At 45.0% G+C, this 21,753-nt stretch carries 24 protein-coding genes and 1 pseudogene; 23 read left to right on the forward strand and 2 right to left on the reverse strand.

The annotated features are described in order from the left end of the window. Nucleotides 1–2: 2 nt before the first annotated feature. The 13 genes and pseudogenes from I592_RS00510 to I592_RS00570 all read left to right on the forward strand — a co-directional run bounded on the left by I592_RS00510 (nucleotide 3) and on the right by I592_RS00570 (nucleotide 11,657). A complete protein-coding gene (locus tag I592_RS00510; protein ID WP_010782189.1) occupies nucleotides 3–482 on the forward strand; it encodes a transcriptional regulator GutM in 480 nt (159 codons plus the stop codon). A 3-nt stretch (nucleotides 483–485) separates the two neighbouring features. Then, nucleotides 486–1,046 (forward strand): PTS glucitol/sorbitol transporter subunit IIC, encoded by a 561-nt coding sequence (gene srlA, locus I592_RS00515; protein WP_010782188.1) that lies wholly within the window; start codon nucleotides 486–488, stop codon nucleotides 1,044–1,046. Nucleotides 1,047–1,088: 42 nt separating this feature from the next. Further along, nucleotides 1,089–2,093: a PTS glucitol/sorbitol transporter subunit IIB gene (gene srlE / locus I592_RS00520; protein WP_010782187.1), complete on the forward strand. Its 1,005-nt coding sequence runs from the start codon at nucleotides 1,089–1,091 to the stop codon at nucleotides 2,091–2,093. A gap of 21 nt (nucleotides 2,094–2,114) precedes the next feature. Continuing rightward, nucleotides 2,115–2,468, forward strand: coding sequence for a PTS glucitol/sorbitol transporter subunit IIA (locus tag I592_RS00525; RefSeq protein ID WP_010782186.1), 354 nt, complete (start codon nucleotides 2,115–2,117; stop codon nucleotides 2,466–2,468). 783 nt (nucleotides 2,469–3,251) lie between these two features. Next, a complete protein-coding gene (mtnK, locus tag I592_RS00530; protein WP_010782185.1) occupies nucleotides 3,252–4,478 on the forward strand; it encodes an S-methyl-5-thioribose kinase in 1,227 nt (408 codons plus the stop codon). Nucleotides 4,479–4,513: 35 nt separating this feature from the next. Then, a complete protein-coding gene (locus I592_RS00535; RefSeq protein ID WP_010782184.1) occupies nucleotides 4,514–5,569 on the forward strand; it encodes a s-methyl-5-thioribose-1-phosphate isomerase in 1,056 nt (351 codons plus the stop codon). Nucleotides 5,570–5,581: 12 nt separating this feature from the next. Further along, nucleotides 5,582–6,223, forward strand: coding sequence for an L-fuculose-phosphate aldolase (locus tag I592_RS00540; RefSeq protein WP_010782183.1), 642 nt, complete (start codon nucleotides 5,582–5,584; stop codon nucleotides 6,221–6,223). A gap of 520 nt (nucleotides 6,224–6,743) precedes the next feature. Continuing rightward, on the forward strand, nucleotides 6,744–7,994 hold the full coding sequence (locus I592_RS00545; RefSeq protein WP_010782182.1) for an NAD(P)H-dependent oxidoreductase: 1,251 nt from the start codon (nucleotides 6,744–6,746) through the stop codon (nucleotides 7,992–7,994). 64 nt (nucleotides 7,995–8,058) lie between these two features. Beyond that, nucleotides 8,059–8,436 (forward strand): transcriptional regulator GutM, encoded by a 378-nt coding sequence (locus tag I592_RS00550; RefSeq protein ID WP_010782181.1) that lies wholly within the window; start codon nucleotides 8,059–8,061, stop codon nucleotides 8,434–8,436. Between the two features lie 63 nt (nucleotides 8,437–8,499). Beyond that, on the forward strand, nucleotides 8,500–9,033 hold the full coding sequence (srlA, locus tag I592_RS00555; RefSeq protein WP_010782180.1) for a PTS glucitol/sorbitol transporter subunit IIC: 534 nt from the start codon (nucleotides 8,500–8,502) through the stop codon (nucleotides 9,031–9,033). 13 nt (nucleotides 9,034–9,046) lie between these two features. Then, nucleotides 9,047–10,117, forward strand: a pseudogene (srlE, locus tag I592_RS00560) (PTS glucitol/sorbitol transporter subunit IIB). 28 nt (nucleotides 10,118–10,145) lie between these two features. After that, on the forward strand, nucleotides 10,146–10,499 hold the full coding sequence (locus tag I592_RS00565) for a PTS glucitol/sorbitol transporter subunit IIA (RefSeq protein WP_044925951.1): 354 nt from the start codon (nucleotides 10,146–10,148) through the stop codon (nucleotides 10,497–10,499). A 195-nt stretch (nucleotides 10,500–10,694) separates the two neighbouring features. Continuing rightward, the gene (locus I592_RS00570) at nucleotides 10,695–11,657 is read left to right on the forward strand and encodes a sugar-binding transcriptional regulator (RefSeq protein ID WP_010782177.1); all 963 of its coding nucleotides are present in this window, start codon (nucleotides 10,695–10,697) and stop codon (nucleotides 11,655–11,657) included. Nucleotides 11,658–11,714: 57 nt separating this feature from the next. On the opposite strand, the gene I592_RS00575 is transcribed toward I592_RS00570, so the two are convergent. Continuing rightward, nucleotides 11,715–12,647 (reverse strand): alpha/beta hydrolase, encoded by a 933-nt coding sequence (locus I592_RS00575; protein ID WP_010782176.1) that lies wholly within the window; start codon nucleotides 12,645–12,647, stop codon nucleotides 11,715–11,717. A gap of 168 nt (nucleotides 12,648–12,815) precedes the next feature. Between I592_RS00575 and rbsR the strand changes: the two genes are divergently transcribed. The 8 genes from rbsR to I592_RS00615 all read left to right on the forward strand — a co-directional run bounded on the left by rbsR (nucleotide 12,816) and on the right by I592_RS00615 (nucleotide 17,852). Continuing rightward, complete coding sequence (gene rbsR, locus I592_RS00580) at nucleotides 12,816–13,808, forward strand: ribose utilization transcriptional repressor RbsR (protein WP_010782175.1); 993 nt, start codon at nucleotides 12,816–12,818, stop codon at nucleotides 13,806–13,808. Nucleotides 13,809–13,906: 98 nt separating this feature from the next. Beyond that, nucleotides 13,907–14,812, forward strand: a complete 906-nt coding sequence (rbsK, locus tag I592_RS00585; RefSeq protein ID WP_010782174.1) for a ribokinase — start codon at nucleotides 13,907–13,909, stop codon at nucleotides 14,810–14,812. Nucleotides 14,813–14,827: 15 nt separating this feature from the next. Then, entirely contained in the window at nucleotides 14,828–15,223 is a 396-nt protein-coding gene (gene rbsD / locus I592_RS00590; RefSeq protein WP_010782173.1) for a D-ribose pyranase, read from the forward strand. 24 nt (nucleotides 15,224–15,247) lie between these two features. Next, nucleotides 15,248–16,135, forward strand: coding sequence for a ribose/proton symporter RbsU (gene rbsU, locus I592_RS00595; RefSeq protein ID WP_010782172.1), 888 nt, complete (start codon nucleotides 15,248–15,250; stop codon nucleotides 16,133–16,135). Nucleotides 16,136–16,242: 107 nt separating this feature from the next. Further along, the gene (locus I592_RS00600; RefSeq protein WP_010782171.1) at nucleotides 16,243–16,644 is read left to right on the forward strand and encodes a hypothetical protein; all 402 of its coding nucleotides are present in this window, start codon (nucleotides 16,243–16,245) and stop codon (nucleotides 16,642–16,644) included. Nucleotides 16,645–16,703: 59 nt separating this feature from the next. Beyond that, nucleotides 16,704–17,006 (forward strand): DUF5960 family protein, encoded by a 303-nt coding sequence (locus I592_RS00605; RefSeq protein WP_010782170.1) that lies wholly within the window; start codon nucleotides 16,704–16,706, stop codon nucleotides 17,004–17,006. A 193-nt stretch (nucleotides 17,007–17,199) separates the two neighbouring features. Beyond that, complete coding sequence (locus I592_RS00610; RefSeq protein ID WP_010782169.1) at nucleotides 17,200–17,529, forward strand: hypothetical protein; 330 nt, start codon at nucleotides 17,200–17,202, stop codon at nucleotides 17,527–17,529. A gap of 5 nt (nucleotides 17,530–17,534) precedes the next feature. Next, the gene (locus tag I592_RS00615) at nucleotides 17,535–17,852 is read left to right on the forward strand and encodes a hypothetical protein (protein ID WP_010782168.1); all 318 of its coding nucleotides are present in this window, start codon (nucleotides 17,535–17,537) and stop codon (nucleotides 17,850–17,852) included. 100 nt (nucleotides 17,853–17,952) lie between these two features. On the opposite strand, the gene I592_RS00620 is transcribed toward I592_RS00615, so the two are convergent. Continuing rightward, complete coding sequence (locus I592_RS00620; RefSeq protein WP_010782167.1) at nucleotides 17,953–19,128, reverse strand: NupC/NupG family nucleoside CNT transporter; 1,176 nt, start codon at nucleotides 19,126–19,128, stop codon at nucleotides 17,953–17,955. A gap of 367 nt (nucleotides 19,129–19,495) precedes the next feature. On the opposite strand from I592_RS00620, the gene I592_RS00625 reads away from it, so the two are divergent. Together I592_RS00625 and I592_RS00630 are read left to right on the forward strand one after the other, a co-directional pair. After that, complete coding sequence (locus I592_RS00625) at nucleotides 19,496–20,128, forward strand: GntR family transcriptional regulator (protein ID WP_010782166.1); 633 nt, start codon at nucleotides 19,496–19,498, stop codon at nucleotides 20,126–20,128. Between the two features lie 168 nt (nucleotides 20,129–20,296). Continuing rightward, nucleotides 20,297–21,646 (forward strand): FAD-binding oxidoreductase, encoded by a 1,350-nt coding sequence (locus I592_RS00630; protein WP_010782165.1) that lies wholly within the window; start codon nucleotides 20,297–20,299, stop codon nucleotides 21,644–21,646. Nucleotides 21,647–21,753 lie beyond the last annotated feature (107 nt).

A 21,753-nucleotide genomic window follows, 5' to 3' on the forward strand; every position in this document is an offset into this window, starting at 1 on the left:
AGATGAACATCTTTGTTTTAGGAGCAATTGCAATTATGGCTTACGGGCTTCAAATTTTTTTAGGAATAAAGCAGATCAAGAATTTTAATACCGTTTATATTCGAATGAAACGCAAAGGAAAAGTAGCGATCGGGCGACGCCCAGGGAAAATCGCTTCAGGAACGATCTTATTACTAGGTGTCGACGCTGAGGGGATCGTGCAAGAAGCGGAAATGATGCAGGGAATCTCGATCTTGGCACGTTTCAAAGCACGGCCGCAATTTGTAGGAGTGGATATCCATCGGCTATCTGAAGCGGATTTTTTGGTAAAGGAAAATAAGCTTACTCGCCAAGCGGCGGCGAATGCACAGAAAATTTATTTAGACGTAGAAAAAGGAGATCATCAAGACAAAGCGCCAGTATCCCCTATTTTCAATATAGGGAATCAATTGTCACTAATGAAATTGTCAATTCAAACTAAATTTGCAAAAAGGAGCGTTTAAAAAATGGATTATATTACAAGTTTCGCGGAAGGCTTCATGAGTCTTTTTCAAACAGGGGCCGAAACATTTATCAGTTGGATGACAGGGATCGTTCCTGTTGTGTTGATGCTGATGGTCGCAATGAACACCTTGATCGCCTTTCTAGGAGAAGAGCGGGTCACGAAAGTCGCAAAAGTCTCCTCAAGAAACCCAGTAACTCGTTATCTCGTACTGCCATTTGTTTCAGCCTTTATGTTAGGGAATCCGATGTCCTTTACAATGGCGCGCTTTTTGCCAGAATTCTATAAGCCAAGCTATTACGCAGCGAATGCACAATTTTGTCATACTAGTAACGGTGTTTTTCCTCATATCAACCCAGGAGAGCTGTTCGTTTGGATGGGGATCGCACAAGGGATCACACAATTAGGCCTTAATTCGATGGAACTAGCGATTCGCTATATGTTCGTTGGGCTGGTCATGAACTTTATCGGCGGATGGACGACTGACTTTACGACTGCACTAGTTTGTAAACAGCAAGGCATTCAATTAAGTAAAACAGCCGATGACGTCGCAGTTACAGAATAGCTGAAAAAATAAGTACATTAAAAAGAACTAGGAGGAGCAAAAATGGCTTATAATAGTATCAAAATTGTAAAAGGTTCAGGCGGCTACGGCGGGCCTTTAGTGATCACACCAACAGAAGAAAAGCATAAATTTGTTTATGTGACAGGCGGCGGGGACAAGCCGAGTATTGTTAATAAGATCGAAGAATTAACTGGGATGGAGTCGGTCAATGGCTTCAAAACATCGATCCCAGACAATGAAATCGCTTTAGCTATCATTGATTGCGGCGGCACCTTACGCTGCGGGATCTATCCTAAAAAGAATATCCCCACAGTAAACATTGTACCTACTGGAAAAAGCGGCCCATTGGCGCAGTACATCCATGAAGATATTTATGTTTCGGCTGTCGGTGAAAACCAAATCATGTTAGCCGATGAATCGGAAGCGGCGAGCAAGCCCGCATTCGTTACGGAAGAAAAGCCTGAGCGTGAATTCAAATATTCAACAGATAAAAAGATTACAGAACAACGGGCGGAACAAAAAAGCTTTATCGCGAAAATCGGGATGGGTGCCGGAAAAGTCGTAGCAACCTTCAACCAATCCGCACGTGAAGGCGTGCAGACGATGATCAATACCGTGATTCCCTTCATGGCCTTCGTATCACTGCTGATCGGGATCATTCAAGGATCAGGCATCGGAACGGTGTTTGCGAACTTGATGAAACCGTTGGCGGGAAATGTTTTCGGTTTGATCATTATCGGCTTTATCTGCTCGCTGCCATTTTTATCACCATTATTAGGCCCTGGGGCAGTTATCAGCCAAATCTTGGGAACTTTGATCGGTGTTGAGATCGGTAAAGGAAATATCCCGCCGCAATTGGCACTGCCAGCGTTGTTTGCCATCAATACACAAAATGCTTGTGACTTTATTCCAGTAGGTTTAGGACTAGAAGAAGCGGAAGCAGAAACCGTTGAAGTCGGTGTACCTTCTGTTTTATATTCACGTTTCTTAAATGGTGTACCGCGGGTAGTTGTTGCATGGTTAGCAAGTTTCGGATTATACAGTTAAAAATGTTTGGAGAGATGAAAGATGATTTTTGAGACGCAAGTGACGAACATTGGACCAGAAGCTGAGATGTTCCAGCAAGAGAAAATGCTGATCTTTTTCGGAGACGACGCCCCGGAGACGTTAGCAGATTATTGTTACAACATCCAATTGACGCCCTCCACGGATGAAATCACAGCAGGAATGACCTTCTCCTTCGATGATCAGCCTTACAAAATCACAGCAGTCGGAGACGTCGTTAAGAAGAACCTCGATGATTTAGGCCACATAACCTTACGCTTTGACGGCTCCCAAACCGCAGAGCTGCCAGGAACACTATATGTAGAAGAAAAAGAAATGCCCACAATCACCGTCGGGACAAAGATTGCGATTCATTAAGAACATTCACCAAAAAGTTGCATTTAACTCGTTTAAATGTACACTTTTAGGTGAGTGTTTTTTTTGCGAGTGCCGCTTTTCACAGTTCGTTAGAGGAGAAGCCTTTTCTAAATGCTTAAACATAAAAATGAAGGTGCATGTTTAGCGGAATCGTATGCGTAGGAAAATACGATTATTTTTCACGCTTTTCGAAAAATAAATACCGCTAACTGAACTAGCTGTCAGTTTCTCTTCACGCGTATGCGTGACTAGAGAAATGATAGGCGTGACGAGAATGACATCATTTTTCGGTTTTTGAAAAATGATTTCCTTACTTCGGAGGTAGCTGCGAGTGCCGCTTTTCACAGTTTATTAGAGGAGAAGCCTTTTCTAAATGCTTAAACATGAAAATGAAGGTACATGTTTAGCGGAATCGTATGCGTAGGAAAATACGATTATTTTTCACGCTTTTTGAAAAATAAATACCCTAACTGAACTAGCTGTCAGTTTCTCTTCACGCGTATGCGTGATTAGAGAAATGATAGGCGTGACGAGAATGACATCATTTTTCGGTTCTTGAAAAATGATTTCCTTACTTCGGAGGTAGCTGCGAGTGCCGCTTTTCACAGTTTATTAGAGGAGAAGCCTTTTCTAAATGCTTAAACATAAAAATGAAGGTGCATGTTTAGCGGAATCGTATGCGTAGGAAAATACGATTATTTTTCACGCTTTTCGAAAAATAAATACCGTTAACTGAACTAGCTGCGAGCGAACGAGCAAAATTTAAATGAATGAGGCGATACTATGAAACATACACCCAAAAAATCGGAGGATTATCAGCAGCATTTTCTAATGGACCCGCACATGGTCAAGCGCTATGTGGTTGAAAAAATTGGTGCGTTTCCGTCTGATGCGCCGTTAACAGTGACGGAGATCGGGGATGGCAACATCAATTATGTTTTTCGTGTGGTGAACGAGGCGACACAGGAAAGCCTGATCATCAAACAGGCGGATCGTGTGCTGCGTTCTTCGGGCCGTCCACTAGACATTGATCGAAATCGGATCGAAGCGGAGATTCTTAAGCTGCAAAACACATTGGCGCCGCAGTTCGTGCCAGACGTGTATTCTTACGATCCCAAGATGCACGCCTTGGCTATGGAGGATGTCTCGGATTATCAGAATATGCGTTATGAATTGATCGAAAAGAAGACCTTTCCTAATTTTAGTGAAGAGATCGCAGATTATTTGTCGCGGACGTTGCTGCTGACAAGTGATCTTGTGATGGACCGTAGGCTGAAAAAGCAGCAGGTCAAGGAATTCATCAATCCAGAAATGTGCGATATCAGTGAAGACCTAGTATTTACTGAACCCTATGATGACTACAAGCAGCGAAATATTTTGACTGAAGGCAATGAAGAATTTGTGGCAGATACTCTTTATATGAATGAACCGCTGCAGGTCGAAGTCGCAATGCTGCGGGACAATTTCATGAATCATGCACAATCATTGCTGCATGGGGACCTTCATACGGGCTCAATTTTTATTAATCAAAAAGGATTGAAGGTCATTGATCCGGAGTTTGCTTTTTATGGGCCAGCGGGCTATGATATCGGCAATGTTCTAGCCCATCTGTATTTTCCGATGGTCAAAAATCTATTTGATCCGACAGTGGATCAAGCTTTCCATCAATGGAGCAAGCAGACGATCAGCGATGTCTACGATAAGGTAAAACTGAAGCTGTCCGCTCTTTACGACGAAGCTGTAACCTTTTCGTTGTACAAAAATCAGGTGTTCAAAGACACAATGATCCAGGAGATAGTGACGGATGCTGTGGGTTATGCTGGAACAGAGATCATCCGCAGAGTTGTCGGAGATTCAAAGGTAAAAGAACTCGCTATGATTGCGCCAGAGAAAAAAATCGAAGCGGAACGGGTATTGATCAAGCTGGGCATCCAGCTCATCATCAATCGGCAGCAGGTTACTAATGGAAGTCAGCTAGTAGCAGGTATCGACGAAGGAACCCTCCGCTAAAAAAGATCAAGAGAATAAAATAGAAGGTGAAGAAGTTGGAAAGACAAGATTATACAATGCCAACGCTTTTGCAATATGAACACGTTGCCTGGTACGAAGACGGAAAGGTTCGAATTTTAGACCGTCGTATCTACCCAACTCGGCTAGAGTATGTCGAGTGCGAGACGCATCAAGCGGTGGCGCAAGCTATCACGGATATGGTGACACAGAGTGCGGGTCCCTACACTGCGGCAGGCATGGGGATGGCCCTTGCAGCAGAAGAGAGCAAGGGATTAGGACATAAAGAACAGCTCGCGTATTTAAAAAAAGCCGCATCGACCATTGCGAATGCCCGTCCGACAACGGCGAACCGGATGACATTGATCACAGAAAAATGCGTCGCTGTGGCAGAAAAAGCACTGGAAAACAAGGAAGATCCGACAGAAGCAATCAAACAGAACACGATCGATTCCTTAAATCGCCGCTATTACACGATGGCTCAAGTAGCCAAATACTTGATTGAAAAAATCCCTGATAATGGGACGGTACTGACGCAATGCTTTGGTGAAACCATTATCGGAATGCTGCTGCGTGAAGCGATCGAACAGAAAAAAACGCTGCGGTTCTTTTGTGCAGAGACCCGTCCGTACCTTCAAGGGGCTCGGCTGACAGCTAGCTGTTGTGAGGAAATGGGATTCGATACCACCGTTGTCTCTGACAATATGATCGCGTACCTGATGACACACGAGAAGATCGACCTCTTTACCTCGGCGGCGGATACGATTGCTCAAGACGGCTACATCGCGAATAAAGTCGGGACGTATCAAATCGCACTCTTGGCTCAGCATTTTGGTGTTCCGTATTTTGTTACCGGCATCCCTGATACAGACAAAGCAAGTCATGAAAGTATCAAGATCGAGATGCGTGATCCGGCGCAGGTCATGGAACTGAACGGCATCAAACATACATTAGAAGGTGTCAAAGCAATCTATCCTTCTTTTGATATCACGCCGCCAGAACTGATCGGCGCTGTCGTGACGGATCGTGGGATCTTTTCGCCCTACGATCTGAAACGGTACATCAAGGAACAGCCTGAAAATAATTTTTATTGATAGGAGTATACGATGAAACATCAAAAAGAACGTGAACAGATCGTCGATTACGGTAAAAAACTCATTACAGAAAAGTTAACAACGGGAACGGGGGGCAACATTAGTATCTACTTGCCTGAAGAAGAAGCCCTGTTGATCAGTCCAAGCGGCATTCCTTATTTTGATACAAAGCCTGAAGATATCGTATTGATGGATCTTCAGGGCAACATACTGGAAGGCACACGCAAACCCTCCAGCGAATATGAACTGCACAGTATCTTTTATAGCAATCGCCCGGAGGTTCGATCCGTTGTGCATACACATTCGGAATATGCAACGACCTTTGCCTGCCTCCAGCAAGAGATTGAACCGCTGCACTATATTATCGGTTCTGTTGGGGAAAAAGTTCGCTGTTGCGACTACAAAACTTTTGGCACGCGTGAGCTGGCTGAAGAAGCCTTCAATTTTATCCACAAGGACAACGGCATCTTATTAGGAAATCATGGGGTGTTGACGATCGGTCCAGATCTTTCCAGTGCCTTTGGTGTCGCCAAGGACATAGAGTTTTTGGCAAAACTGGACTATCGTGCCCGCTGTATCGGCACGCCAAAACTGTTGAATCAAGAGCAAATGAAGGAAGTCTTGGAGAAATTCGAGACATACGGGCAACAATAATAGGAACCGCAACGTTGGCGTGAGCCGATGGTGCGGTTTTATTTTTCCTCTAAGGTAAGAGGGAGAAGGAAGAAGTTTTGGCAGTTCAAAAATTCACAATGTGAAAAAGAAACATCTGCTTTTTAATTGGTCTAAGTGCTATCTGTTGAAACGGCTTCCAATTGTTAGTGAAAAACTTCTCATGCGATTGTGAATAAACATTCAATTTAAGCGGTTTACCTTAAAAATAGTTGGTTATCGATTTGTTAATTTATTTAATCATTAGTTATTTTAAGAATGTGCATAGGATACGATAGTTTCTTTCGCAGATTTGCCTTTTAATAACTATTATCATTTGGTTGCTTATATATCACGTTTTTTACGGAAATCAGTTCTTCATTCACATATGTTCCAATTGATAGAAAAAGATACTTTGTGAAAAGAAAGCGTTGACATAGTGTTTTGCGATGTTATACTAAAAGTGTTTTAAGGCATATGTCAAAAGCTTTGTCATATGTCAAAAAAGTATGGAGGGGTAATAATGACACTTTATGGGAAGCTTTTGGAAAGAGAAAAAAATGGCGCACCGATCAGAGTTGGGGTAATTGGTGCAGGTCAAATGGGTTTTGGAATGATCGCTCAGATCTCAACGATTCCGGGCATGGCAGTGACAGGGATCAGTGACATTCACAAGGAGGCCGCGCAGCGTGCGGCAGATGCTTACAATGCTAGTGCAGAGAAGAAAGTGGACATCCTGGTCAGTTCAGATTTTAAAGAAATTATTCATTCAGACAAAGTAGAAGTTATTGTGGATGCGACAGGTGTTCCAGAGGTAGGTGCACAGATTTCATTAGAAACGCTGCTGGCGAAGAAGCACATCGTTCTATTGAATGTGGAAGTAGACATCACGATCGGGCCATTGATGAAAAAAATGTATGATTCTGCGAACTTAGTCTATACAGGTTCTGATGGCGATGAGCCTGCAGCAACGACTAAATTGTTCGAATTTGCCAAGAGTATGGGGATGGAAGTCCTTGTTGCTGGTAAGGGAAAGAACAATAAATTGAAGGTAGGCGCGAATCCTGACACTGCTCAAGCAGAAGCGGACGCCAAACAAATGTCTAGCCATATGCTGGCTGCTTTCCAAGACGGCACGAAAACCATGGCGGAGATGAATCTATTGTCTAATGCGATTGGTTTTGTTCCTGATAAGGTGGGCATGCACGGGATCAGCGGAGATGTTGATTCTGTCGTGAAGGATCTTGATTTGAAAGAAAATGGTGGTGTTTTAAGCAAGTATGGCGTCGTTGAATATGTAGACGGTTTGGCTCCAGGGGTATTTGTCATCGTCAAAGGGCAAAATGAAGGGGCTCGTCATGAATTGAGCTATTTGATGAAGAAGGGGGATCGCGATCACCACATCTTGTATCGCCCGTACCACTTAGCAAGTTTAGAAACACCGATCACGATCGCCAAAGCAGTATTGAACCATGACCATGCGATCGTGCCATTAGGCGCACCGATCTCAGAAACAGTGGCTGTGGCGAAAAAGGATATCAAAGCCGGTGAGAAAATCGACGGTATCGGCGGGTATTGTGTTCGCGGCGTACTGGAAACGCATGAAGATCTAGTCAAAAATAATAATGTACCGATTGGTTTAGTGGGCGGCTCTTCTGTTGCGAAGCGCGACATCAAAGACGGAACATTCTTGACTTATGAGGATATTGAGATTGATGAATCAACCACGGTTTATCGTTTACGGAAGCTGCAAGATTCAACATTTGGTGACTAGAAAAGAACGTTGGAGCAGGTGGGGAAGCTCGTTTCCTCAGCTGCTTTTGGAAAGGATGTAGCGTATGAGCGGCTTAGTGATCGTGCTGATCGTGTTGATGCTTAGTCAAAGTTTGCTGAGTATCGTGCAGGTAAAGTATTATCAGGGTTTTATCAAGAAAATCACGACGGAACAGGCTGGAACGGAGTATGAATTTTACACGGAAGTCGTTAAGGGAAAAGTGTTGCGGACGGTCGTTGCTGTGGTGGTGGATACGGAAGGAAAAGTCATCCATTGCTATATTTGCAGAGGTTTGACGATTTTTGCACGCTTCAAGGAAGAACCCTCTTATAGAGGTGCTCACTTAGCTGCGTATCATCGCGGGGTCAAAGAGAAAGGGACGCCTCATGTTGAAAAAGGGTTAGGGCAAATTTATTCGCGGAAATTGGAAGCGGTTACCTAAGAGCGGTAGTTTTTATAAAGTCAAACGGTTAAATTTTAAAAAGTGAATGAGGAGGTTTTATTTATGAAATACATCGAGTGGGCAGGGAAAAACTTTATTGGGATGTTTGAGGCCGGCGGGGAGCAATTTATGGGATACATGACAGGGATCGTGCCGCTGTTGATCGTCCTTTTGACTTTTACTTATTCCGTCATCTCCTTTATCGGTGAAGAGCGTGTAGACAGAGCGATTCGGTATTGTTCAAAATATATGGTTTTAAGGTATTCATTGATGCCTGTCTTGGCTGTTTTGATGTTAACAAATCCGATGGCGTATACCTTTGGGAAATTCGTAAGAGAAGAAGAAAAGCCTGCATTTTATGATGCTGCGGTATCTTTCGTCCATCCAGTGACGGGCTTGTTCCCTTACGCGAATGCAGGAGAGTTGTTTGTGTATCTGGGGATCGCAAATGGCGTGACCAAAGCCGGATTTAGCCAATCAAGTTTGGCGGTGCGGTATTTCTTAGTGGGGATCGTCGTGATCTTGATGCGAGGAATCGTTACGGAACGCTTGACGAAATTTATGATGGCCAGAGAAGCAAAAAAAGCGACGGCGTAAAGGAGGAATCGGAATGTACAAAACAGTATTTGTAAAACCTGGGAATAAAGGTTGGGGTGTCGGCTTGACGTTAACGCCGACAGAAAAAATGAATAAAGTTGTGTCTGTTACCGGCGGCGGTATCCATCCGGTTGCGCAGCAGATCGCGGATTTGACTGGCGGGATCGCATGCGATGGGTTTAAAAATCAAATTCCAGAGGATGAAACGCTTTGCGCCGTTATTGATTGCGGCGGGACAGCACGGATCGGTGTGTATCCAATGAAACGAATTCCAACAGTGGATATTCTGCCCTCTTCGCCATCGGGGCCATTGTCTAAACATATCACAGAAGATATTTTCGTATCTGGTGTTCGTCCAGAAGACGTGGCACTTGTTGAACATTCAGATTTAGAGGAACGTCAAATGGCTGCGATCGATCATGCCCACAAGAGTGATGCAGCATCCGCAGCAGCGACGGAAAAAATCGTAACGAAGCAAGAAGGACGAGAGTCGGACGAAGAATTTAAAGAAAGATATTCCAAGCTTAAGGAAAACCACGCAGAACAGCAGGCGAAAAAAGACAGTTTCTTGGTTCGTTTCTCTCGGGGAATCGGCGGAGTGATGAGTACGTTCTATCAATCAGGGCGTGACGCGGTAGACATGCTTTTGAAGAACATCATTCCATTTATGGCCTTCATCAGTATGATCGTAGGGATCATCAACTATACCGGGATCGGTGATTGGTTGGCAAAAGTCCTGTCTCCACTGGCGGGTTCGTTACCTGGAATGATCGTCTTGTCCCTCGTTTGTAGTATCCCGATCCTGTCCCCGATCTTAGGGCCGGGTGCCGTTATCTCTCAGGTTATCTGAGTATTGATTGGTACGCAGATCGCGAATGGCTCCATCCCAGTACAGTATGCACTGCCGGCATTGTTCGCGATTAGTGCACATGCGGGATGCGACTTTATTCCAGTTGGGTTATCATTAGGAGAGGCAAAACCGGAAACGGTTTCAATCGGTGTGCCGGCGATTTTATATAGTCGGATGCTGACAGGCTTCACCGCCGTGATCTTGGCGTGGTTAGCTAGTTTCGGAATGTATTAAAAATTGTTTGAATGGAGCGGATTTATTGATGGTAAAATCTAAAATTATTGAGGTCGGCAGCATGGTTCCAGCATTTGAAGAAGAACGATTGGTCATTTTGTTTGGTCCTTCTGCCACCGCAGAATTAAGAGACATTTGTGTGATCCATGAGTTTGAGGATCGTCCGAAAGACGCATTGAAGATCGGCGGTAAAGTGATCTTTGGCGATCAGGAATTCACGATTGAAGAAGTTGGTTCGCTGGCAAATGCGAATTTTGAAGAATTGGGTCATATTTCGATCTATTTTCGGAATGCGGTCGGAGAAATTTTACCGGGAGCGATCATTGTCAGCCCGGGTGAATTTCCAAAATTTGAACTGGGTGATGTCATCGAGATCCGTTAGCCCAATGTATGAGGGTGTGCCAAAAAAGGTACATCCTCTTATGTGTCTAAACAGGTCTTGTTTCAGCAAAAAAGAGTGAGACTCTAAGAAAGCTGCGGAAACTGAGCGTTGTCCTCCACTAGTCCCACTTGCACGCCTAGAAAATCACCCGTATAGTGGATAAGATGAAAAAGTTGTTCAGAGGATGGGATCAAAATGGCTATAAATCACAATCGAGACATCGTAAAAGTTGCGACGATGTATTACAAGAAAAACTTGAAGCAGTCGGAGATCGCCAAATATCTGGGCATCTCTCGTTCACTGGTTTCAAAGTATTTAAATGATGCGAAAAATGAAGGCATCGTGGATATCTTCATCAAGAGCGAGAGTGCCTACTCTATTGAACTGGAGCTGGCTTTGGAAGAGGCTTTTGGATTAAAGAAGGCGACGGTCCTAGACACCAGCAGTTTGCGAAAAGACGAAGTCGAACGCTTGCTTGTCCAGACGGCGATCACAGCCTTCCAAAAAGAAATCGCTAAAGCAAAAACGATCGGTCTATCCTGGGGGAAAATGCTGCGGGGGATCGTCGATGAATACCCGTATGAGAATCATGCAGAGGCGACGATCATTCCATTGATCGGCGGGTTAGGCTCTGAGATGGTGGACGTCCATTCGAATCAGTTGGCGTATGATCTATCGAAAAAGCTGCGGGCGAAATGTAAATATTTGTATGCCCCCGCATTGGTAGACAATGCCTTTATCAAAAAGAGCTTGGTTGAAAATGAAGGCATCCGTGATGTGCTAGAAGCGGGGAAAAATGTGGATTTTGCCCTCGTCGGTATCGCCAGCCCGTTTTCTAAAAACAATACGATGACAGAGATCGGCTATGTGGATCAGCAGGATATCGACGGGCTGGAGACATTGAATGTGATCGGCGATGTCAATTCGAAATTCATTGATCGGGCGGGGAAAGAGGTCCCGTGTGAGATCAATGAAAATGTGATTGGGCTAGGGGTCGAGGATGTTCGTAAAATCCCCAATGTCGCAGTGGCCTGCTATGAAGAAAGCAAAAAGGATGTTCTTTATGTAGGGACTAAGACAAACATTTTCACCCATATCACCGTGACAGATAGTTTAGCAGAATACCTATTGGAGCAAGCAAAAAACGAGACCTGTTAGGGTCTCGTTTTTTGCTGTAGACAACGTCCCTTTTATGGATGCTGTCTATAGTTTTTTTTAGTTGTTAGGAACGTATTTTTGTAGGAAATCGGTGACTTTTTTCTGATACATCGCAGGATCTTTGCTCAAGGCTTCCGCGTGCTTGGCGCCTTGTACGACATATTTTTCTTTCGGTCCTTTTGTAGCGTTGTAGACCTCATCCAACATGGCATAAGGCACAAAGTCGTCTTTGTCACCGTGGATAAAGAGCATTGGACGCGTGTTCTTATGCAGTTGCTTGATAGCGTCTGCTTCCCCAAAGAAATAGCCCGCGCGAACCTTTGTGACGAGACTGGTGACTGGGATCAAGGGGAAAGCGGGCAAATTGAACATTTCTTTCAATTGATAGCTGAGCTCTCCATTGACGGAGCTGTACCCGCAATCTTCGATGAATGCTTTGACATTCTCCGGCAATTTTTCACCGCTGGTCATCATGACAGTCGCGCCGCCCATGCTGACACCGTGGAGAACGATCTCGGAGGCTGGATCGTTCTTGATGACGCGATCGATCCATTGAAGGTAATCCTTTCGTTCATCCCAGCCAAATCCGATATAATCGCCTTCGCTCCGTCCGTGACCACGCGCATCCGGCATTAAAACATTGTAGCCAAGGTCATGGTAGATTTTGGCGTATTGAGGCATATCGGAGGCTTGCCCCATGTAGCCGTGAGCGATGATCACTGTTTTATGCGATTCTTTTTCTGCCGGCAGATAGTAAGCAGACAGGTTCAAGCCGTCTTTTGAGTCAAGCTGCCAATCGGTGCGGTTATTTTTATCATTGAACCAAGTCTCAGCCGTTACTAATTCCGTCGATTTATTGGAGGAGCTGCCTGCCAAGAAATCTTTTTTTGCAGGAACCACCGCGTATGAGTAGAAATAATTTCCGGCGGCGATCAGCCCGATCACTAAGACTAGAACGATGGCTAGAATAATTTTTGTGGCTCTATTCATTTGTTTCCTTCTTTCTTCTGGGATAATTCTTTTTAAGTAGACGATCACGAGGGATATCATTAGCAGTATAAAAAAAATTCGTCCCCATAGCAAGTTCATGGACAGGCATATTTACAGCTCCGCGTATTCATGAGAAAATGTAGCGAAGTTTGAAGCAGGAGAAATCGCATGAAAAATAAAAAAATTACCATCAAAGATGTCGCCAAACAATCGGGAGTCTCCATCGCCACCGTCTCCCAGATTTTAAACGGCAATGAAAATAAATTCAGCCCCAAAACAGTCGCGAAGGTTCTGGCCGCAAAGGCGGAATTGAATTACGAGCCTGATTATTTTGCCCGGCGAATGATCATGAAGAAAAGCAAGACCATCGGTGTATTGGTGCCAGACATTACCAATCCCTTTTTTGGTACATTGGTTCGGGGGATCGAAGGCGTATTGTACCGTGAAAACTTTGTGACGATGCTCTGCAACGCGGATCTAGACACAAAGAAGGAAACCGATTATTTGGAAGAATTGAGCCGCCGCGGCGTTGACGGCTACATCATCGCCAGTTCGGTGATCTCTAACCAAGCCATCAATGACACCTTGCGGAAAAAAAATCTGCCCTATATCGTGTTGGATCAAAAGAAGGCGGAAGGATTCAGCGATGCCGTCCTGACCGATGATCTTTCTGGCGGGCGGATCGCGGGGGAACACCTGAAGACGCTGGGGCATGAGAAGGCCGCCATCGTGCTGCCAAAGGACGCGCCGGCAAACATCCAAAAACGTCTGATGGGCTTTCAACAAATCTATCCAAAGGCGGACCTGATCTTTGGTGAATTAACGAAAATCGGTGGGCGTCATGCGGCGGCGAACATTTTACAGACAGAAGCGACGGCTATTTTTGCAGTCAATGATGAATTGGCCTTTGGGTTGTATTTAGGATTGGCTGAGCTGGGGAAAAAAATTCCAGAGGATTACAGTGTGATCGGGTACGACAATATCGATATGTGCGAGTATGTCACGCCGCAACTGACTACGATCGCCCAGCCGATCTATGAATTGGGTCAAACCACTGCCGCATTATTATTGGAACGAGTGGAGCAGCCCGCGAAAGATTGGGAAGAAAAGACCCTGCCGGTAAAATTGATCAAACGTTTTTCAACAGCACACTTGAAATAGCTTTCAAGCTGTGCTATATTTTTGGTGCCGAATTAAAACGTTTTAATAAAACGTTTTAATTTAAATCAAATGAACGAATCTGAAATGGAGTGACTAAAATGAATACGGTTACGATTATTGGAAGTATCAACTTGGATCGCACGATTCGTGTGAAAAAAATGCCCAAACCTGGCGAAACGATGCACACAAAAGAAATTTTTTCTGCTGGTGGTGGAAAAGGAGCCAATCAAGCCGTTGCGGCGAAACGTTCGGAAGCAGCGACGAATTTTATTGGCGCGATCGGCAATGACGCGGCAGGCGAGATGATGCATCAGCTATTATCAGAAGAAGGCATCGACTTAGCCGGTGTACAAACGTTGGAGAATCAAGCGACGGGACAGGCCTACATCATCGTGGACGATCAAGGAGAAAACAGCATCATGATCCATTCAGGTGCCAATAATGCATTTATGCCAAAAGACGTTCAAGACCATGCAGATCTGATCGAAGCGAGTGATTTTGTCATTGCGCAATTTGAAAGCACTTTAGAAAGTACGATCGAAGCCTTCGAGATCGCTCAAAAGGCGGGAGTAAAAACGATTTTAAATCCAGCGCCGGCGTTAGAGCATGTGCCAGAGGAACTCTTGAAGGTGACCGACATGATCGTCCCAAATGAGACCGAAACAGAGATCCTCACCGGCATCACTGTGACGGATGAAGCCAGCATGAAGGCGGCAGCAGAACAGTTGCATCAATTGGGCATCGAAGCGGTGATCATTACGATCGGCAGCAAAGGCGCTTTTTACGATGTGCAGGGTCGCAGCGGAGTGGTTCCAGCGTTCAAAGTGAACGCCGTAGATACTACTGCGGCAGGAGATACTTTCATCGGTGCCATGAGCAGCATCTTGAAAAAAGATTTCAGCAATTTAGAAGAGGCGATCCACTATGGAAATCAGGCGTCTTCAATTACCGTTCAACGATTCGGTGCACAACCTTCTATCCCTTATAAAAATGAATTGAACTAAGAAAGGAACCTTCTCATGAAAAAAAGTAAAGTCATCAACTCAAATATCTCTCGTGTCATCGCTCAAATGGGTCACTTTGATCAATTAAGTATTGGCGATGCTGGCATGCCCGTCCCTATGACAACGGAAAAAATCGACCTCGCTGTCGATAATGGGATTCCTAGTTTTATGGATGTTCTAAACAATGTATTGGAAGAACTTGAAGTACAACGCATTTATTTGGCAGAAGAGATCAAAACAGAAAACCCTGATATGTTGAAAAGAATCCAAGAACGATTGCCTGAAACACCGGTATCCTTTATTCCTCATAGCGAGATGAAGGCGGCGTTGAATGACAGCAAAGCATTCATCCGAACGGGCGAAATGACCCCCTATGCCAACATCCTATTAGAAAGCGGCGTCGTCTTTTAAACGTCGATAGAAGGAGGAACAACTATGAATACAACAGCGATTTTAATCGGTTTAGGGCCGTTACTTGGTTGGGGGCTTTATCCTACGATCGCCTCAAAAATCGGCGGGCGTCCGGTCAATCAAATTTTAGGGTCGACGTTAGGTACCTTGATTTTTGCCTTGATCTTTGCCATGGTCAACGGCATGGGACTCCCATCGGGCATGGATCTGGTCTTCTCGATCTTGTCAGGTGTGGGCTGGGCGATTGCTCAAATCATTACCTTCCAATCCTTTACGTTGATCGGCTCCTCTCGTGCGATGCCGATCACGACAGCTTTTCAATTGTTAGGCGCTTCTTTATGGGGCGTGATCGCTTTAGGCGACTGGCCGGGTGTGAGCGCGAAGCTGTTAGGCGGATTGGCGTTGGTATTGATCATTTTGGGTGCTTGGATGACGGTTTGGACGGAAGAAAAAACACAAGAAAAGGCCAGCATTTTGAAAAAAGCTGTTTTGTTGTTGGCCGTCGGTGAGATTGGCTATTGGGCCTATTCAGCGGCACCGCAGGCAACAAGTATCGATGGCATGCACGCATTCTTGCCGCAAGCGATCGGGATGCTGCTAGTGGCCCTTGTGTATTCAGTGATCTTAAGTGTGAAGGACAAAGAAAAATCTGCACTAGCAGAGCCGGTGTCGTATAAGCATATCTTCTCAGGATTCTTTTTCGCCTTCGCCGCATTGACTTACTTGATCTCCGCGCAACCAGATATGAATGGGTTGGCGACGGGCTTCATCTTATCTCAAACCTCCGTCGTTCTGGCAACACTGACAGGGATCTGGTTCTTGGGACAAAAGAAAACAAAAAAAGAAATGACTGTTACGATCATCGGGCTGGTCTTGATTTTGGCTGCCGCTGCGATGACGGTAATGATCTAAAAGAAGGAAAGCTGCCGTGTCTTGGCGGCTTTTTTTATTTGGAGAGCAAATGGACTAAGAATTTTCCGCTGAATGTTATAATCAATTAGAAGAAAAGGGGAGAAGTTATGAAGCTGACGGTTTCAATGGATATTTTAGAAGAGGCCTTTTATTATGTTTCACCGGCCAAGCCAGTTTCGACGGTGCCGCTGATCTACGTCACTTTTTTAGCAGAAAAATCTCAGGTGGCTTATACGGCGGAAAATGAAGCGAAGTTTGCTCGTAAGACGGAACGGATAGTCAAAACGGCATTTCATGAGATTCTACAGAAAAATCAGGAATACCGTGAAGCGTTAGATAAAGATACGGTGCTGACGCCGCAAGAGCATTTGACGAAGCAAGGTCACTTGATGGACGCAACGATCACAGCCTTTCAAAGTGCGCCGGAGTTGAACGTCATTCGAGTGGAGCTTACGGGCAGTTGGCCTGTTTTCCAAACGGAGGCAGGGCAGTTAGATTTAGAAGCGTAAGCGTGTTAGTTCAGTAAACGGCCGTCAGATGGTAAAGTGAAAGAGAAAGGGTGAAGAAAATGGATATGACCTATTTTGAAGGACAAGACGTATTTTTAGAAGATTATAAAAAAGCCGCAAAAGCAGAAACGATCGATTCCCAAAAGGTGATCGATGCGGTGATGGATCAATTGAACAAGCCAACACCGGACGACAAATTGTCGTACATTCTGCCTGGTTCAGAGACCGTAAGCGGGCGTTCCGTACGTTTCCCATTTCGTAAAGAACTGATCGCGATGGATCAGGAAGCCACGGTTTCGACGCAATTCTTTTACGAAGGCTCTCCCGTGGAATACGAAGTTTTAGATGAAGAACAACGTTAATACACCCAGTCGTTCAGGCAGAAATGCTTGAACGGCTTTTTTTGACTTGCTTTAAAAAAAGAAGCTGGTATGATAGATATAATATGGTTTGTTATTTTTTAGCAAGAATGGGAGGTGATGGTCTTGCATGACCAACGAGCAGCAGGGCTATTTCCTGTACGCAATGAATTAAAACTGAAAAGGAGCTAATCCATTGTTTATTCTTGAAAAGAAAGCGGAATCCAAGCAACAGATATGGACCCATATCAAACGGCACTATCAGGGAGAAAAAGTAGCAGTTGTTGGCGTAAACAAGCAATTGCCGCAAACCTTCCTGCGAAACAAGCAAGTTATTTTTTATGAAAGTCTGACGGAGAATTCTTTGTTAGAAGAAGGAAAGAAATTTTTAGACAACTTTGCGAAGGATTATTCTGCGTTTGTCTTTTATGTCGCGTGCTCAACAGAAGCAGCGGAGCAGTTGATCGACGCTGGACGTGCTTCAGGCGTGCGGGTCACCGTCACAGTGGCAGAAGCGGCTGCTTAAATCCAATGATGTGGAAAGAGGTCATTCGAGAAGAGACGGTTCAAAACACGAACTTGCGAAGCGGCTTGCGACTGCTGCATCAACCTGCATGGTACCGAGGCAAGGATAGAAAGGCGCTGCTGGAACTATCCGAGCACCTGCAGCGTGTGATGCAATTGCATTTAAAAACAGAGAATTTAGTCGTCGGTATTCCTGGCTATGGGAAAGAAGTGACGCTGTTAGAAGTAGATGAGCCTGTGTTTGTCCCTCATCATAAAGTCGAGCAGATCGTCGAATCAGCAGAAGGGTATTACATCAAGTTAAAACTAATAAAAACCATTTAAAAGCAGTCGCACAGGTGTGCGGCTCTTTTTTTGGAAAGAGCGAGTTTTTCAACAAAAAAACAACCGTTCAGCACTAAAGAAAGCTGAAGGGTTGCGTGGGTTAAAAGATCAAACCTGTGATGATCGCGCTTAAAAAGCTGACCAAACTGGCACTTAGCAAAATTTTCAAGCCATGCTTTGCTACTAGATTGCCCTTTTCTTCATTCAGTCCCTTCATCGCACCAGAGATGATCCCGATAGAAGAGAAATTCGCGAAGGAAACTAGGAAAACCGAAAGGATGGCTGTTGTACGCGGGGTAAAATCCCAGCTTCCTTTAGCCAATTCTGTCATAGCGACAAATTCATTGGTCACAAGCTTTGTGGCCATCAAACTTCCGGCATCCACGGCTTCTTTCCAAGGGATTCCTGTAAGAAACGCCAGTGGCGCAAAGACATACCCTAAAATTTCTTGGAAGGTCAGGCCTGTGAGCTTGGAGAAAATAAAATTGATCATGGCGATCAATGCGACGAAGCCAATCAGCATAGCCGCTACAGTGACCGCGACATGGAAGCCGTCAAGGATGTATTCCCCCAGCATTTGGAAAAAGGTTTGTTCCTTGTCCTCCTCGATCACCAAGTCGTCATTCTCCAATTGGTAAGGATTCACGACGGAAGCGATGATGAACCCGCCGAATAAATTCAACACAAGTGCTGTGATCACATAACGTGGCTGGATCAGTGCCATGTACGAACCGACGATCGACATAGAAACAGTGGACATCGCTGAAATACTCATAGAGGTCAGACGCTGTTCCGTTAAGGTAGGCAATTCCTTTTTAATGGAAATAAAGACTTCCGATTGACCTAAGATAGCAGAGGCGATCCCGTTATAGGATTCCAATTTTCCCATGCCGTTGATTTTACTAAGCCCGAGGCCGACACCCTTCATGAAGAGGGGCAAGATTTTGATGTAGCGCAAGATCCCGATAATGGCAGAGATAAAGACGATCGGCATCAAGACATTTAGAAAGAAAGGGAAGCTGCCCTTGTTGGCGATGCCGCCAAAAACAAATTCGACTCCTGCTCCTGCAAAGCGCAGCAAAGCATCAAACACGCCAGCCAGACTGCCAACGATCGTCGTTCCTACCGTTGTACGCAATAAAACAAAGCCTAATAAAAATTGCAAAACTAACATGACCAGAATAGGCGAATAACGAATGTTCTTACGGTCGCTGCTAATCAAAAAACCTAGAGCCAAAACAAGGATCAGCCCAATAATACCTATCACAAAATGCAAAAAATCACTCCTAATATATGAATTCAACTGAATTTCCTACACGTTTCAGCGAAGAAAAACAGAATAGCAAAAAAATAATCTGGATTATCTTAGCTGTTTTAAGAATAAATTGCGAAGATTAACTCAAAAAATCAGCTTCTATGAATAAATTCTAAAGACGAAAGCACTAACAACTTCATTTTTTGCTCCTTTAATCTGAGTACAGATTTTCTAAAAAAAATATGCTATGCTTGAAAAGAATTCTGCAGAAAAAGCTGTCAGTTCCGTTTTTCGCAGTGTATAGAGTACAAAGTAAGCTATATACTTCCTCCTTTATTTAAGGCTAAGTCACTTTAACGGAATGATAGACGAACTAGGAGGGATCGAAATGGAAGGGGAAAATAAAAAACGGGTCTTACTTCCGCGGTATCAGCAAGTAGCAGTAGAGATCGCTGAACGAATTGCGGACAAACGGTACCAAGTAGGCTCAAAAATCCACGCGCGTTCGACACTTGCCAGCAACTTCAACGTGTCGCCGGAAACGGCTCGAAAAGCCATCAATGTATTAGTCGATCTTGGGATCATGGAAGTGCGTCATGGCAGTGGCGCTTACGTTCTGTCGCGGGAAAAAGCGCAGGCCTATTTTGAAAAGTACCAAGATGTACAAACGATTCAAGAGATCAAAAACGACATTCAGGCCAGTGTCGATAAGCAAAAGCAAGAATTGGACAATGTCAGCCACTTGCTCAATCAATTGTTGTCTCAGACAAAACGCGTCCACAACGGTGCGCCCTTCGCTCCGTATGAATTGACCCTGACATCCGAGGCGGCCCACCTCGAAAGTACGGTCAATGAGCTGAACATTTGGCACGAGACCGGGGCGACGATCATTGCGATCCAGCAAAAGGATGAGCTGCTGTTGTCACCGGGTCCGTATGCGAAGATCTGTGCCGGCGACACGTTGTTTTTTGTAGGGAACGAATTGGTCTTGCAACGGATGCAGCGGTTGTTTTATCCGTAGTGCTGCCGGATCAAAAAAGGACCGTGGGGGTCCTTTTTTGATTGGTCAGAATTGAATCGTAAGAAAATGATAACGCTTTCTAATTTGAAGCCTTCTTCTTTTACTATTCTTAGCGAGCATGAGACACTTTCCTAATAACCGCCACTTTTGTGAAATGGAGGATGTATCATGGGAAAAAATCTATACGAATTGCCGCATTCGCTCAAAGAAATCGCGATATTTCCAGAAGACCCTCGTTACGATACCGTTCGTTCAAATGATTATAAAGTCGGCCAGCCAAAAATCGTCCTTTTAGCAGAAACAGAAGAACAGGTCAGTGAAGCGATCACCTATGCCGCAAGTGTGAAGCACGGGCAGGAAGCGCCGTTTCCATTTTCCGTGCGAAGCGGAGGCCATGGGTTGTCTGCGACGTCAGTCAATGATGGCGGACTGATTCTTGACCTCTCGAACATGAACCAAATAACCGTTGTCGATAAAGAAAAAGGCCTCGTCCGTATCCAATCAGGTGCTCTTTGGGGAGACGTTGCGACGAAGCTGCACGCCGATCACTTGGTTCTTTCCAGTGGCGACCATGGAGATACAGGCGTTGGCGGTCTGGCCGTCTCTGGCGGGATGGGAACAGTCGTACGGGCCATGGGACTTACGATCGATTGCGTGGTCGGTGCGACGATCATTACCGCGGATGGTGAAAAACATGTCGTGGATGCCGCACACGAGCCGGAGCTTTTTTGGGGAATCCGAGGCGGCGGCGGGCAATTTGGCGTGGTGACGGAATTTCTTTTCCAGGCGGATACGGTCGTATCGACAAATCCCGTGTTCACTACACCGATCATCGTTCAAACGATCAGCTACACGGTAACGGACCTTTTTGAATTCATCCAAGCGTGGCATGGGTGGTTCAAGCAGGCCTCCAACCAACTGACGAGTATCATGCTGTTGAATCGAGGCGCGGACCAAACGGTCACAGTCCAAGCGAGAAACTTTTGGTACGGGGAAGAGACACCGCAAGCAAAAGAAGTGTTGGCACAGGCACTTCAATTAAGTGATAGCACCGCTAATACGGAAGTTGCGATGAACTATGCAGACTTTTTCCCAGACGAGCATGCACGGATCGAAGGGAAAAATACGGCTTTTGGGAAAAATACTTTGGTGGCGGATATTCCTTATGAGATCGTTGCTGAAATGGAAAAGCTTCTTGAGCCAGATTTTGTTTATGGCATTGAACTGCGTGCACTTGGCGGCGCTGTGAATGAGAAGACTTCCGATTTCAATGCGTGGTCATTTAGGGATGCGGAGATCATGATCGCTTATTGGTTCAACAAGGACTCCGCGGCGGAGGCGATCCAATTGTTCCAGCCTATTTTGGAATTTGGTCAAGGGGTCTATGGTGCCTATTCCAGTGATACCAGTCATGAGGAAACGATGCGTGTCTGGTCTGTACCGACGGCGAATAAATTGCGAGGGCTGAAGCAACAGTACGATCCGATGAATGTATTTACGGAAAATCGTGAAGCATGAGGCTGTTTTTATATATGTGAAGAACCTAGTGTCTGACGTTAGGTTCTTTTTTGCGGCAATTTTTGAAGGAGGCGGCATTATAGGGCGCATTTCCACTATTTCTGAAA

It is taken from the genome of Enterococcus gilvus ATCC BAA-350, from assembly GCF_000407545.1.
Taxonomy (GTDB): domain Bacteria; phylum Bacillota; class Bacilli; order Lactobacillales; family Enterococcaceae; genus Enterococcus_A; species Enterococcus_A gilvus.